The sequence below is a fragment of the Streptomyces sp. NPDC004561 genome, from assembly GCF_053602155.1.
Map to the genome: position 1 here is coordinate 1 of NZ_JBSGDB010000280.1, position 11,927 is coordinate 11,927.

14 protein-coding genes and 6 tRNA genes are annotated in these 11,927 nt (G+C 72.5%); 8 read left to right on the forward strand and 12 right to left on the reverse strand.

The genetic code is table 11. From position 1 onward, the window contains the following. Nucleotides 1-69: 69 nt before the first annotated feature. From ACWEN3_RS29670 to ACWEN3_RS29685, 4 genes are all read right to left on the reverse strand, one after another. Nucleotides 70-141 (reverse strand) — tRNA-Val (locus ACWEN3_RS29670). A gap of 39 nt (nucleotides 142-180) precedes the next feature. Further along, entirely contained in the window at nucleotides 181-627 is a 447-nt protein-coding gene (locus ACWEN3_RS29675) for an SRPBCC family protein (RefSeq protein WP_452976838.1), read from the reverse strand. A gap of 881 nt (nucleotides 628-1,508) precedes the next feature. After that, a tRNA-Val gene (locus ACWEN3_RS29680) sits at nucleotides 1,509-1,580 on the reverse strand. A gap of 72 nt (nucleotides 1,581-1,652) precedes the next feature. Beyond that, nucleotides 1,653-2,132, reverse strand: a complete 480-nt coding sequence (locus ACWEN3_RS29685) for a TIGR02611 family protein (RefSeq protein ID WP_452976840.1) — start codon at nucleotides 2,130-2,132, stop codon at nucleotides 1,653-1,655. A 191-nt stretch (nucleotides 2,133-2,323) separates the two neighbouring features. On the opposite strand from ACWEN3_RS29685, the gene ACWEN3_RS29690 reads away from it, so the two are divergent. Then, nucleotides 2,324-2,737: an SsgA family sporulation/cell division regulator gene (locus ACWEN3_RS29690; protein ID WP_004002642.1), complete on the forward strand. Its 414-nt coding sequence runs from the start codon at nucleotides 2,324-2,326 to the stop codon at nucleotides 2,735-2,737. 296 nt (nucleotides 2,738-3,033) lie between these two features. Further along, nucleotides 3,034-3,597 (forward strand): CGNR zinc finger domain-containing protein, encoded by a 564-nt coding sequence (locus tag ACWEN3_RS29695; protein ID WP_452976843.1) that lies wholly within the window; start codon nucleotides 3,034-3,036, stop codon nucleotides 3,595-3,597. Nucleotides 3,598-3,659: 62 nt separating this feature from the next. Here ACWEN3_RS29695 and ACWEN3_RS29700 read toward each other — a convergent pair whose 3' ends face one another. Beyond that, complete coding sequence (locus ACWEN3_RS29700) at nucleotides 3,660-3,812, reverse strand: hypothetical protein (RefSeq protein ID WP_164932512.1); 153 nt, start codon at nucleotides 3,810-3,812, stop codon at nucleotides 3,660-3,662. A gap of 155 nt (nucleotides 3,813-3,967) precedes the next feature. After that, a complete protein-coding gene (locus tag ACWEN3_RS29705) occupies nucleotides 3,968-4,429 on the reverse strand; it encodes a hypothetical protein (protein ID WP_452976845.1) in 462 nt (153 codons plus the stop codon). 319 nt (nucleotides 4,430-4,748) lie between these two features. Between ACWEN3_RS29705 and ACWEN3_RS29710 the strand changes: the two genes are divergently transcribed. Continuing rightward, nucleotides 4,749-5,273 (forward strand): DsbA family protein, encoded by a 525-nt coding sequence (locus tag ACWEN3_RS29710; protein ID WP_452976847.1) that lies wholly within the window; start codon nucleotides 4,749-4,751, stop codon nucleotides 5,271-5,273. Nucleotides 5,274-5,276: 3 nt separating this feature from the next. Here ACWEN3_RS29710 and ACWEN3_RS29715 read toward each other — a convergent pair whose 3' ends face one another. From ACWEN3_RS29715 to ACWEN3_RS29725, 3 genes are read right to left on the reverse strand one after another with little or no spacing between them, the layout of a single operon-like run. Then, complete coding sequence (locus ACWEN3_RS29715; RefSeq protein ID WP_452976849.1) at nucleotides 5,277-6,101, reverse strand: GNAT family N-acetyltransferase; 825 nt, start codon at nucleotides 6,099-6,101, stop codon at nucleotides 5,277-5,279. A gap of 50 nt (nucleotides 6,102-6,151) precedes the next feature. Beyond that, nucleotides 6,152-6,973 (reverse strand): aminotransferase class IV, encoded by an 822-nt coding sequence (locus tag ACWEN3_RS29720; RefSeq protein ID WP_452976851.1) that lies wholly within the window; start codon nucleotides 6,971-6,973, stop codon nucleotides 6,152-6,154. Further along, a complete protein-coding gene (locus ACWEN3_RS29725; protein ID WP_452976853.1) occupies nucleotides 6,970-8,049 on the reverse strand; it encodes a chorismate-binding protein in 1,080 nt (359 codons plus the stop codon). Before ACWEN3_RS29725 ends, ACWEN3_RS29720 begins: the two co-directional genes overlap by 4 nt. Nucleotides 8,050-8,227: 178 nt before the next feature. On the opposite strand from ACWEN3_RS29725, the gene ACWEN3_RS29730 reads away from it, so the two are divergent. The 4 genes from ACWEN3_RS29730 to ACWEN3_RS29745 all read left to right on the forward strand — a co-directional run bounded on the left by ACWEN3_RS29730 (nucleotide 8,228) and on the right by ACWEN3_RS29745 (nucleotide 8,603). Then, nucleotides 8,228-8,300 (forward strand) — tRNA-Gly (locus ACWEN3_RS29730). Between the two features lie 38 nt (nucleotides 8,301-8,338). Then, nucleotides 8,339-8,412 (forward strand) — tRNA-Cys (locus tag ACWEN3_RS29735). Between the two features lies 1 nt (nucleotide 8,413). After that, nucleotides 8,414-8,485: transfer RNA gene (locus tag ACWEN3_RS29740), tRNA-Val, on the forward strand. A 49-nt stretch (nucleotides 8,486-8,534) separates the two neighbouring features. Further along, nucleotides 8,535-8,603: transfer RNA gene (locus ACWEN3_RS29745), tRNA-Val, on the forward strand. Between the two features lie 47 nt (nucleotides 8,604-8,650). Here ACWEN3_RS29745 and ACWEN3_RS29750 read toward each other — a convergent pair. The 3 genes from ACWEN3_RS29750 to ACWEN3_RS29760 all read right to left on the reverse strand — a co-directional run bounded on the left by ACWEN3_RS29750 (nucleotide 8,651) and on the right by ACWEN3_RS29760 (nucleotide 10,453). Continuing rightward, nucleotides 8,651-8,947, reverse strand: a complete 297-nt coding sequence (locus tag ACWEN3_RS29750) for a TFIIB-type zinc ribbon-containing protein (RefSeq protein WP_452976855.1) — start codon at nucleotides 8,945-8,947, stop codon at nucleotides 8,651-8,653. 100 nt (nucleotides 8,948-9,047) lie between these two features. Next, complete coding sequence (locus tag ACWEN3_RS29755) at nucleotides 9,048-9,974, reverse strand: phosphotransferase family protein (protein ID WP_452976857.1); 927 nt, start codon at nucleotides 9,972-9,974, stop codon at nucleotides 9,048-9,050. A gap of 302 nt (nucleotides 9,975-10,276) precedes the next feature. After that, nucleotides 10,277-10,453 carry a hypothetical protein gene (locus ACWEN3_RS29760; RefSeq protein WP_023552040.1) on the reverse strand — a complete coding sequence of 59 codons (177 nt, stop codon included), beginning with the start codon at nucleotides 10,451-10,453 and terminating at the stop codon, nucleotides 10,277-10,279. A 602-nt stretch (nucleotides 10,454-11,055) separates the two neighbouring features. Between ACWEN3_RS29760 and ACWEN3_RS29765 the strand changes: the two genes are divergently transcribed. Next, on the forward strand, nucleotides 11,056-11,927 hold an 872-nt coding region (locus tag ACWEN3_RS29765; RefSeq protein WP_452976860.1), incomplete at its 3' end, for a serine/threonine-protein kinase.

The following is an 11,927-nucleotide window of genomic DNA, read 5'->3' on the forward strand; positions in this document are numbered from 1 at the left end:
GGGGCGCCGGCTGAGTCGCCGCACGTGGCTCCGGCCCAGGCACGGCACGGGGCTTCCGCTCTTTCCCGGTGGGCGATACTGGGTTCGAACCAGTGACCTCTTCGGTGTGAACGAAGCGCTCTCCCACTGAGCTAATCGCCCGGGAACGCACTGAACAATACAGGTCCCGGCACGGTTCCTTCAAACCGCTTCCAGGTGCCGCAGCAGCCCGCGCCGTCCGGCCCGCATCATCAGCCGGTGATTGGCGCGGAAGACCGGGCGTCCCGGTACCGCGAGCCGCCTGAGCAGGGGCTTGCGCACGTCGACCTCCTGGTCGTAGCGGGCCAGGGTGCCACGGCCCCCGGGGGTGACCGTCCAGCGCGCCCAGCCCTCGATGTCACCGGACACGGAGATCTCCAGGATCCCGGCGGCCGGGTCGCGGCGGGTCTCCCGTGCGGTGAAGGTCATGGCGTACGGCAGCAGGGACCGGATGGTGAGGACGCCGGTGGTGTCGTCGAGCCGGGTGACCGAGCGCACCTGCGGCCACCAGCGGGGATAGTCCTCGGCCCGCTCCAGCGCGGCGTACACGGCGGCCGGCGGGACGGGCAGGGACCACAGGGTGCGGAAGCGGTAGTGCGTCCAGTCCATGGGCAGAGTGTGCCCGTGCGCAACGGCCGCTCTGAGTACGCGTACTCATGCGCCGCGCCGTGACGGGGACCACACTCGGCGGGAGGAGCGCCGCCGCCCGTGCGCCGGCGCTCCCCCACTCACCGGCACTACGGCGTCCGGTCGCCGGTCCGGTCGGCAACTACTCCCTTACGGCTCGGTGAGGCCGTAGGTGCTGCCGCCTCCGGCGAGCAGCGGACGCTCCCGGCCCGCAGCCATCGGTCCGCCGCTCCGTCAGGTCGGTCCGGTCGAGGCGGAGTCCGTCCTTCCTCATGGAGCGCCTCCTTGTCGCCGCCGAGCGCCATGATGCGGAACCGACCGGAATTCCGAGCTGCTTGCCGTCCGTCTCGCCGGCCTTCGTGACGCCCGGTCGGAAGTGATCCGGGCTCAGATTGACTGACGGCACCCGTGACTTGAGGGCAAGGAGAATTCCTCTCTTGTCGTACTTCCTGAGAAACCCGACGGCATTTTCGAAAACATCCGGAGGATTTCCCTCGGCGGCCCGCACCGGGAACTTCGCGGGCCCGCCCGGGGTGCGCCTCCGTGCCCGGCGGCCGGATCCCGCCGCTCGGCCGCGGCGCTCCGTCACCGTCACCGCGCGAGTGGGTTCGGCGTGGCCGTGGGATCCGCTGCCGCGGCAGTCGGCCCGCCGTACACCTCCCGGTCGCCGCGGCACGCCGGGGCGCCGCCGGACCGCCGATCCGCCACCGCGGCGATCGACCCGGCAGAGCCTCGGGGCCCCGGACGCCGTGGCGCCCTCGCAGGCCGGTGCGGATCCGCCGCGCTCGCGCGCGCGGGGCGCTCGGGGGACCGGGGAACGCCAACGGCCCACCTGCTTTCTCGCAGGTGGGCCGTGGTCCGGGTGGGCGATACTGGGTTCGAACCAGTGACCTCTTCGGTGTGAACGAAGCGCTCTCCCACTGAGCTAATCGCCCGGGCGCAGGAAGAACATTACCCCATGTCAGGGGCTGCCTCCGACCAGAGGCCGGACGGGAACCGGGAGCGGCTCACTGGTTCTTGAGCCTCCAGGGCATGACGAGGCCGAACTTCCAGACGTAGATCGCGACCAGCACCGCGACGATCACGAGCCCGATCACGGTCAGGGTGATGTTGCGGCGGCGCACCCTGGGGTCGAGGGCCCGCTGGGCCGCCTCGGTGACCTTGCGCCTGGTCCAGCGGAGCACGAGCTGGGCCCAGACGAACTCGGTCGCCCAGATCGCCATGCCACCGAAGATCACCACCCAGCCGGGTCCGGGCAGCGGCAGCATGATCACGCCGGCGACGACGACCGCGAGGCCGACGACGAAGACGCCGACCTGCCAGCTCAGGTGCAGAAACCGGCGCGCCTTGATGAATTCGGGCGCCCGGGAACCGAGCCCGCGCGTGCTCTCCCGCCCGGGCGCGTCCCCGGCGGCCCGCTGTTCGCCCGTCCCCGGCTTGTCCGCCGACATGACGCCCTCGCCCGGATCGTCACTCCCCGTATTCATACAGACAAACCCTACCGGAGTGAATCAGGTCACTGAAATGGTCGTAGATCCGGTACGAGTTCTCGGCCGGAAGAGTTACGTAAAGACACGCAAAACCCTCAGAGGGGTTTACAACGGCACCGTAGGTGGCATGTCGATTTCGCCGACGTGCGAATCCCCGAGCGCACACTGAGCGAAAGGCCCTGGCGCTTATGAACACCACGGTCAGCTGCGAGCTGCACCTGCGCCTCGTTGTGTCGAGCGAGTCCTCCCTGCCTGTCCCCGCAGGCCTGCGGTACGACACGGCCGACCCCTACGCCGTGCACGCCACCTTCCACACCGGAGCCGAGGAGACCGTCGAGTGGGTGTTCGCCCGCGACCTCCTCGCCGAGGGGCTGCACAGGCCCACCGGCACCGGCGACGTCCGCGTCTGGCCATCGCGCAGTCATGGTCAGGGCGTCGTGTGCATCGCCCTCAGCTCCCCGGAGGGGGAGGCCCTGCTCGAGGCCCCGGCGCGGGCCCTCGAGTCCTTCCTGAAGCGAACCGACGCCGCCGTGCCGCCAGGCACGGAGCACCGGCACTTCGATCTGGATCAGGAGCTCTCCCACATCCTGGCGGAGAGCTAGGCCGCGGCCCTTCAGAGCAGCCCGGCGCCGTCCACTCGGGGAGACGGCTCGGGCCAAGACAACCGCATACGGCACAGGCCGGCGCCGTCACCGTGAGCGCTCACGGAACGGCGGGGGCCTGTCCGCGCGCGAGCGGTCCGGGGGCCCCTCCGCGGCGCCGGGAACCAACCTGGCGCACGGAGGCGTTCTAGGGGCAGTCGAGGTCGGGCAGGGACCGGTGCGGTGGGCGCCGTTGTCGCTACCATCGGCCAGCATCGGCGGGCGGCCGCCCGACCCCCCAGGCCAGGGAGCGAAACGTGCTGATCACCCACGACACCCGGTGCGCCCTCGACACCGTGGTGGATCTGGTGAACACCGCGCCGGAGGACGACGAGACGGCGTCGGACGGACTGTCCGACATCGCAGCTCTCGTGGATTTCGTAGGAAACCACAAAATAAGCGATGTCGGGGTGCTGTCGGAGCTCGACCTCTCGGCGGTGCGCAAGGTCCGGGGACGGTTCGCCGCGATCTTCGCGGCCCCGGACGCCCGGGCCGCCGCCGGGTTGATCAACGAGCTGGTCGCGGCCGCGGGCACCACCCCGCGCCTGACCGACCACGACGGCTACGACTGGCATGTGCACTACTTCGCGCCCGGCGCCTCCGTGGCGGACCATCTCGCCGCCGACTGCGGGATGGCGCTGGCCTTCTTCGTGGTGGCCGGGGAGCAGGAGCGGCTGCGGCGCTGCGAGGCGCCCGACTGCCGGCGCGCCTTCGTGGATCTCTCCCGCAACCGTTCGCGCCGCTACTGCGACAGCCGTACCTGCGGCAACCGGCTCCATGTGGCCGCCTACCGGGCCCGGCGCAAGGAAGCGACGGGCTGAGCACGGGACACCCGGGGGCGACGCCGGTCCCGGCGGGTGGCGCCGGGACGGACGCGTACGGCTCACAGCAACAGCAGGTCGTGCAGCGCTGCCATGAGGATCAGACACCCGATCACCGCTAGGAAGATCATCAGCGGTGGCTGGGAAAGGGCGAAGAGGCACCCGCGCGGCTCGTCCTTCGGCGGCGCGGCCTCGCTCTGTGTCGTGTCCAGCATCTCGCGGCCGATGATGGCGCACGCGGCACCCCGCGCGCGATCAACACACTCGGATCTTGCGGGAGTTCGCCGAATACCGTGAGGTCTCGTCCGGCTGGTGATCGTTTCCGGACGTCCACAGACCCACTGTGTCGTTTCAGCCAGTCATGTGATCGTCATATGCCGTGCTTCTTGAGGATGGCCTCGATGTCGCTGAAGTCCTCGCCCGAACCGGCGGAGCCGGCAGAACCGGTGGACCGGGGTGCGGTGGCGGGGCGGGCCGCAGGGGCCCTCCCCTGCCCGAGGGACGGCGCCGAGGCCGCGGGCGCCACCGCGTCCGGCCGCGCCCCCTCGGCCGCCCTGCCCGCGGATCCGGTGCCGGCACGGCGGCGCTCGACGGCGCGGGTGCCGGCGAACAGCAGCCAGGCCGCGCCCAGCACCCCGAAGCCCGCCCAGGCGGTCGGGCTGAAGGCGGTGTCCGAGAGCCAGCCGACGACACCCGTCATCACCAGGCCGATCGGCACCAGCGAGTAGGCGGCGATGCGGGCCGCCGACAGGAAACGCCTGCGGTAGGCCGTGACCACCGCGATACCCAGGCCCGCCGCGGACACGGCGGAGCAGACGGTCTCGGCAATCATCCGGTCCTCCTGGCGGGCTCGGTCGGGTGGCAGGGAAGCTGGAACGCGACGGGAGCTGCACATCGGCCGGGCCGAGGTGCGGCGCTTCGTCCCTTCCATCCTGCACCGCGAGGACCGCGCGAGGCCATGCTCCGGCCGGACATCAGGGAGATCTCCGGGTCGTCTCCTCCCGAGGTCAGGGTCATCTCCTCCCCAGGTCCGGGTTGTCTCCTCCCGAGGTCAGGGTCATCTCCTCCCCAGGTCCGGGTCGACTCCACCCGAGGTGCCGGTCCCGCCGTCCCGATTGGGTCGCCCGCTTACGGCCTGGAAGACTGAGCGCATGAGCGACTCCTCCCCCGCACCCACCGATGCCCTCGTCCTCGACGTCTGGTGCGAACTGCAGTGCCCCGACTGCCGCACCGCCCTGGACGACGTCCGCGCCCTGCGCGCCCGCTACGGCGACCGGCTGGAGCTGCGGCTGCGGCACTTCCCGCTGGAGAAGCACAAGCACGCCTTCGCCGCCGCCCAGGCCGCCGAGGAGGCGCTGGAGCAGGGCAAGGGCTGGCCGTACGTGGAGGCCGTGCTGGCCCGGGTCGAGGAGCTGGACCGCGCGGGAGAACCCCTCCTGGTCGAGGTGGCCCGCGAACTCGGCCTGGACGCCGAGGAGTTCGACACCGCGCTGATCGACGGCCGGCACATCCTCATCGTCGACGCCGACCAGGCCGAGGGCAAGGCGATCGGCGTCACCGGCACGCCGACCTACGTCATCGGAGGCGAGCGCCTGGACGGCGGCAAGAGCCAGGAGGGCCTGCGCGAGCGGCTCGAGGAGATCGTGGACCGGCTGCTGGGCGGGCAGGACGCCTGAGCCCTACAGCAGGGGCTTGGAGAGGGAGCGGGTCACCGTCTCGTAGCCGAGCGACTCGTACAGCCGCTCGGCCGGGGTGTTGCCCGCGAACACGTTGAGGCCGAGGACCGGCCGGCCCGCCTCGATCGCCTGGCGCTCCGCGAGCAGCATGAGCGCCCGGCCGTGCCCCCGGCCGCGATGGGCCGCGTCGGCCTGGACGTCGAACACGAACGCCTTGGTGTCCTGCAGGGCCACCCACAGGCTGCCGACCGCGATGCCCTCGTGCTCCAGGACGCTGAAGACCATGCCGTCGGTCTCGAGCCCGTCCGGCAGCAGCCTCGCGTGGTCGTCGCGGGCCTTGGCGCGGGCCGCCGCCTCGGGGACGCCCCGTTCCATCCACGTGCGCGCGTAGCGCTCGCTCTCGTGCTCGCGCCACTTCTCGAATTCGGCCCCGGTCATCGGCCGCGCGCTGCTGCCCTGCGGCAGTTCGGGCGGGGTGGTGCCGAGGTGTTTCTCCATGCCGCGGTTGCGCAGCGTGTAGCCGAGGGTGCCGAACAGCCGCAGTGCGGCCTCCGCCGAGGCGGGGACGAGGGCCTCGATCTGTCCGCAGCCCCAGCCGCGCGCCACCTCCTCGGCGGCGAGCGCGGCGACCGTGCCCCGGCCGCGGCGCCGGTCGGGCTCGGCGATCCGCAGATCGCGGACACGGGCCACCGCGTCACCGAAGGACGGCGAGGTGCCGAGGCTGATCTCGCCGACGGGACGGCTGTTCACACACACCTGGTACCGGCGCGAGCGCGTCCCGTCGGGGTGCTGCTGAAGCGGCTCGGCCGGCCGCAGGGTCGTGGTCATCACTGGAGTTCTACCCCCGCCGACCGGCCGAGTCAGCCCGTTTTCCGGGCTCAGGGGTCCAGGTCCTGCCCGGAACGCTCGTCGAAGATCCGCATCGCCTTGGCGGTCACCGGGCCCGGGGCGCCGGGCAGTTCCCGTTCGTCGACCCGGTGCACGGCCTGGACGTCGCGCAGCGTGGAGGTCAGGAAGACCTCGTCGGCCTGCTCCAGCACCTCCAGGGGAAGGTCGGTCTCCTTGGCGCCCGTCCATTCGACGGCCAGGGCACGCGTGATGCCGGGGAGGCAGCCGGAGGCGACCGGCGGGGTGTGGAGCTCGCCGTCCAGGACGACGAAGACGTTCGACCCGGTGCCCTCGCAGAGCCGGCCGACCGTGTTGCCGAACAGGGCCTCGGACGCGCCGTGTTCGTGGGCGCGGGCCAGGGCGACCACGTTCTCGGCGTACGAGGTCGTCTTCAGGCCGGTGAGCGCGCCGCGCTCGTTGCGCGTCCAGGGCACGGTGATCACCGCGGTGGAGTCCGGGCGGCGGGTGGTCTCGCCGAGGGCGACCATGAGGGTCGGGCCGTGCTCGCCGCGGTCGGAGCCGAGCGGGCCGTGGCCGCCGGTGTAGGTGATCCGCAGCCGGCCTAGCGGCATCGGGTTGGCCTCCAGGACCGCCGCGCAGGCCTCGCGGACCTCGTCGTGGTCGGGGTCGGGCAGGCCGAGGCCCCGGGCCGAGCGGGTCAGCCGGTCCAGGTGCCGGGTGAGCGCGAAGGTCCTCCCGTCGGCCGCCTTCACGGTCTCGAAGATGCCGTCGCCGACGGTCAGCCCGTGATCGAAGACGGATACCCGGGCCGCTTCCAGGTCCCGCAGCCCGCCGTCCAGCCAGATCCTCATGTGCGCGCCCCTTCGTCGCCGCCCGCCCCGCCGGCCTCGTGTTCCTCGTACGCCCCCGACGCTACCGCGAGCAGACGGGACGCCTTCAGCTCGGTCTCCCGCCACTCCCCCTCGGGATCCGATCCCCAGGTGATGCCGGCTCCGGTGCCGAAGCGCAGGGCGCCCGCCGCGCGGTCGATCCAGAAGGTGCGGATGCCCACGGCCAGCTCGCCGGTGCCCCCGTCGGCGTCGACCCAGCCGATGCCGCCGCAGTACGGGCCGCGCGGTGCCGTCTCCAGCGCCTCGATGATCCTCAGGGCGCTCGACTTCGGCGCGCCGGTGACGGAACCCGGCGGGAAGGCGGCGGCGAGCAGGTCCGGCCAGCCGGCCCCCGCGCGCAGCTCGCCGCGGACCGTGGAGACGAGGTGGACGAGGCCGGGGTGCTTCTCCACGGCGCACAGGTCCGGGACGGACACGCTGCCGGTGGCGCACACGCGCCCGATGTCGTTGCGGACCAGGTCCACGATCATCACGTTCTCGGCGTAGTCCTTCTCCAGGAGGTCCGCCTCGGTGCGCCCGGTGCCCTTGATGGGGCCCGACTCCACGGTCCGGCCGTCCCGGCGCAGGAACAGCTCGGGCGAGGCGGTGGCTATCTCCACGCCGTGCTCCGGCAGCCGGATCGTCCCCGCGTACGGCGCCGGGTTGCCGCGGGCCAGCAGGGCGGTCAGGGCGTCCACGTCGGCGTCCGGGGGGACCGGCGCGCTGAGCACCCGGCAGAGGTTGGCCTGGTAGACCTCGCCGGCCGCGATGTACTCGCGGATCCGGTGGACGGCCGCCGTGTACGCGGCCCGGTCCAGGGAGGACGTCCAGTCCCCCACCGCCGGGCCCCGCCAGCCGCCGGGCACCGGGGCGGGCACCGGCCGCCGGCGTACGTCCGCGAAGCGGGCGCAGGTCAGCCGGCCCTCGAAGTCGGCGCACACGGCCCAGAAGCCGGAGGAGTCCAGGGCGGCCGGATCGCGGGTGACGTCGAGGAGGCCGGTGGCGAGACGGTCGCCGAAGCGGGCCAGCGGGGGCAGGCCGGAAGGGTGGTGGAGCACGTGGTCGAGTCTAGGGCGGGTGTCCGGGAGGTGGCCCGGGGATGTCCCGGCGACGGCCCCGGCCGGGAGGTCCGCCGGGTGCAGCGCAGCACGCTGCGCAAACGCGTTTTTGTACTGGCCCGGGAATCCGCTAGAGTTCAACACGTCGCCGGGACGCTCAAGCGCACCGAAACGACAGGCGGACGTAGCTCAGTTGGTAGAGCGCAACCTTGCCAAGGTTGAGGTCGCGAGTTCGAGCCTCGTCGTCCGCTCGAAGGAAGAAGGGGTCGTCCCGATCCCCTACACTCCTGGTGGAGTGGCCGAGAGGCGAGGCAACGGCCTGCAAAGCCGTCTACACGGGTTCAAATCCCGTCTCCACCTCCAAGGACGATTAGCTCAGCGGGAGAGCGCTTCCCTGACACGGAAGAGGTCACTGGTTCAATCCCAGTATCGTCCACTGGATCTTCTCGAAGATCCACGGGTCTCGTCGAAGATCCACACCCGCGCGATTAGCTCAGCGGGAGAGCGCTTCCCTGACACGGAAGAGGTCACTGGTTCAATCCCAGTATCGTCCACACACCGAAGCCCCCGGTCCTGCGACCGGGGGCTTCTTCGTGCCCGCTCAGCTGGAGAACAGCATGTGGGTGAAGCTCTTGTGCCCGTGGTGTCCGTGGTGCTCGTAGTGACCGTGGCCGCCGCCGTGGTGGCCGCCGTGCGGGGCGCCCCAGGCGGGCGCGGGCGGCGCGGGGTACGCCTGCGGGGCCGGGGGGACGGGCCTGGACCACTGGGACTCCAGCTGGGTCAGCGCCTCCAGCTCGCCGTAGTCGAGGAAGATGCCCCGGCAGCCGCTGCACTGCTCGATCTGGATGCCGTTGCGGTTGTAGGTGTGCATGGGCGCATGGCACTTCGGACAATGCATCGTCGGCTCAACTCCTCGCCGGTCGGTCCTGCTTCGTGTTTCCCCAGGACAGACTCCGCTCGGGCGCGGGCGGTTGCACGCGGACGCGGCGAACCGTGATTCAACTGGCGGGCGACGGCACGGACGTCATCCGGGCGCAGGCGTCGACGACGGCCTGCTCCACCTCGTCCAGCGGGCGGTCCGCGGCCATCGCCTTCGTGATCGCCAGGGCGGCCGTCTGCACGGTGAGCGCCCGGGCCGCGACGTCCAGGGCCGGCCAGGGATCGCCTTCCTCAGGGACGGCCGGGCCGCCGGCCCGCCGGTAGGAGGTCAGGAAACGGGTCCACTCGCCGGGCGGGAGGAGTCCGCAGGCGTACCAGGCGGCGGGGCGCGCGAGGTCCCAGGCCGGGACGCCGACCCCCAGGTCGTCGACGTCGATCAGTCTCCACGGGCCGTCGGGCGCCGGGTGCCGGAGCAGCTGGCCGAGATGCAGATCACCGTGGCAGAGGACCGCCGGACCGGGCATGGGGGCCTCGGCACGGGCCCAGGCGGGCAGGGCGGCCCAGGCCTGCCGAACGGGCCGGGCCGCCGCGTGGGACCGGGCACGGGTGGCCTCGCCGAGCCGCCGCATGGCGCGGGCGGCTTTGGCGGGGCCGCGCATCGGGGGCAGGGCGTCGGGTACGGCCGTGCCGTGCAGCCGGGCGAGCAGCGTGCCGGCGGCCTCCCAGGGCGCGGCGGCCGGGTCGTCCGGGTCCACGGGGGCGCCGTACGGCCACAGGGTCACCAGGCGGTCGTGCAGCGGGGTGGGGGCGGGGGCGAGCGGGGGCAGGAGGATGCCGGGGAGGCGGGCGGCCGTGCCCAGGCGGAGGGTCAGCTCGGTGGGGTCGGTGCCGGGGGCGTGGGCCTTCGCGACGGTGTCCGCATGGCGTACGACGGTGGCGTCGGAGCGGTCGGCGAGGGTGGCGTCGCCGCAGGCGCAGGGGGCGCCGCCGGGTCGGGGATGGGCGGCGGCGGTCGCCCTGGCGGCGAGCGCGCGGAGGAGGGTCACGGGGGCCTCGGGGGTCGGGGTGTTCGGCTGAGCGTACGCCTGGGCGGCGGGCTGGGGCGGGGTACCGGGGGCGATGGGAGACGGGGTTGTGCCTCCTCCAGAGGGGGTAGGGCCAGCGCCCACCCGTGCCGCCCCAGCGGCACGACTTCCCGCGACTGCGGTGACCGCCCCGTGAACGGCGCAATGCCGGCGCAGCTCCCCAGCTGCGCCGGCATTTGTGCCGTCCGCCGTACCCCCGTCCCCACGGGGTTTCATGGGATGGATCCCCGCCCGGACCGCTCTTCCGGGCCTGGGGTCGCCGCTCAGCGCCCCAGCATCGCACCCACGGACGACGCCTGTGTGGCCACCGTCTCCCAGCCGTCGAAGACGAGCAGGAGCAGGGCCGCCAGGGGAAGGGCCATGAGCGTCGCCACCAAGGGGTGGCGGCGGCCCGTCCGGCGGGGGGCGAACGTGGTGCGTCGCGGTGCCGTGTGGGCCATGGTCCCTCTCCTGACCGTTTCATTTGTCATCGGCAGCGGCGGGTGCCTGACCTCGGGGGACGAGTGCTGCACCCGCCGCTTGACCTCAAATGTAGGCGTGCGGGACGCAACGGGCGTCATGCCCTCGTACCGATTGCCGGGCCTCCCGGAGGATGAGCCATGACCTGCGGACTACTCCCCTGGGTGGAGACACGGTCCCAGGTCTCAGGGTCTTCCCCGAGGGGCCGCCCGCCGTGTCCGTCATTTCCGAAGCATCCGGCGGGTCGAATGGAGTGACTTCGATCACTCGCCACGGGCCCTGGACGGCTGTCCGGTGCCGTTCCGGAGGCCCTCGGCGCGGGGTGCGGGGGAGCGTGCGCGGCGGCGTTCCGGGAGGGCCGGGAGGTCGGGGGCGAACGGACGGGGCGGGTCCAACCACCCTGTGATCTCGACGGGTTGAAGGAGCCGAGTACTCAAGGGCACTTGGGGAGGTGGCTTCCTGACCGTGTTTCACCTCGTTCGGGCGGTGCCCACAATCCGTCCCGCCGAGAGGGCGCGGCCTCTGCGCGCGGGCGGCTCGGGAAACGTAAGCTGTGCCACGTCACAGGGACCGGGCAGCGGGGATGAACATGGCGATGATGCGCCTGAGGCGCGAGGACCCGCGCGTCGTCGGCTCGTTCAGGCTTCACCGACGGCTCGGGGCGGGCGGGATGGGCGTGGTCTATCTCGGCTCCGACAAGAAGGGCCAGCGGGTCGCGCTGAAGGTCATCCGGCCCGACCTCGCCGAGGACCAGGAGTTCCGGTCGCGTTTCGCGCGCGAGGTCTCGGCGGCCCGGCGCATCCGGGGCGGCTGCACCGCCCGGCTGGTGGCGGCGGACCTGGAGGCCGACCGGCCCTGGTTCGCGACGCAGTACGTGCCCGGGCCCTCCCTGCACGACAAGGTCGCCGACGAGGGACCGCTCTGCGCTGCCGACACCGCGGCGGTCGGCGCGGCCCTGTCCGAGGGCCTGGTCGCGGTGCACGAGGCCGGTGTCGTCCACCGGGACCTGAAGCCCTCCAACATCCTGCTGTCCCCCAAGGGTCCGCGGATCATCGACTTCGGCATCGCCTGGTCCACGGGCGCCTCCACGCTCACCCATGTGGGCACCGCCGTCGGCTCCCCCGGCTTCCTCGCCCCCGAGCAGGTGCGCGGTGCCGCGGTCACCCCGGCGACGGACGTGTTCTCGCTGGGCGCGACCCTGGCCTACGCCTCGACCGGTGACTCGCCCTTCGGGCACGGCAGTTCCGAGGTGATGCTGTACCGGGTGGTGCACGAGGAGCCGCAACTGCACGGCGTACCCGACGCGCTCGCGCCGCTGATCCGGGCCTGCCTGGCGAAGGATCCCGAGGACCGGCCCAGCACCCTGCAACTGTCGCTGCGGCTCAAGGAGATCGCCGCCCGCGAGGCGCAGGGCCTGGCCGACGTACGGCCGCCCACGCCGCGCGCGTCGGAGGC

Excerpts from the sequence above, each read along its gene's own strand:
- ACWEN3_RS29675 (WP_452976838.1), bottom strand. The coding sequence starts at position 627 with ATGGACTGGACGCACTACCGCTTCCGCACCCTGTGGTCCCTGCCCGTC.
- ACWEN3_RS29685 (WP_452976840.1), bottom strand. The coding sequence starts at position 2,132 with ATGAATACGGGGAGTGACGATCCGGGCGAGGGCGTCATGTCGGCGGAC.
- ACWEN3_RS29690 (WP_004002642.1), top strand. The coding sequence starts at position 2,324 with ATGAACACCACGGTCAGCTGCGAGCTGCACCTGCGCCTCGTTGTGTCG.
- ACWEN3_RS29700 (WP_164932512.1), bottom strand. The coding sequence starts at position 3,812 with ATGCTGGACACGACACAGAGCGAGGCCGCGCCGCCGAAGGACGAGCCG.
- ACWEN3_RS29705 (WP_452976845.1), bottom strand. The coding sequence starts at position 4,429 with ATGATTGCCGAGACCGTCTGCTCCGCCGTGTCCGCGGCGGGCCTGGGT.
- ACWEN3_RS29710 (WP_452976847.1), top strand. The coding sequence starts at position 4,749 with ATGAGCGACTCCTCCCCCGCACCCACCGATGCCCTCGTCCTCGACGTC.
- ACWEN3_RS29715 (WP_452976849.1), bottom strand. The coding sequence starts at position 6,101 with ATGACCACGACCCTGCGGCCGGCCGAGCCGCTTCAGCAGCACCCCGAC.
- ACWEN3_RS29720 (WP_452976851.1), bottom strand. The coding sequence starts at position 6,973 with ATGAGGATCTGGCTGGACGGCGGGCTGCGGGACCTGGAAGCGGCCCGG.
- ACWEN3_RS29750 (WP_452976855.1), bottom strand. The coding sequence starts at position 8,947 with ATGCATTGTCCGAAGTGCCATGCGCCCATGCACACCTACAACCGCAAC.
- ACWEN3_RS29760 (WP_023552040.1), bottom strand. The coding sequence starts at position 10,453 with ATGGCCCACACGGCACCGCGACGCACCACGTTCGCCCCCCGCCGGACG.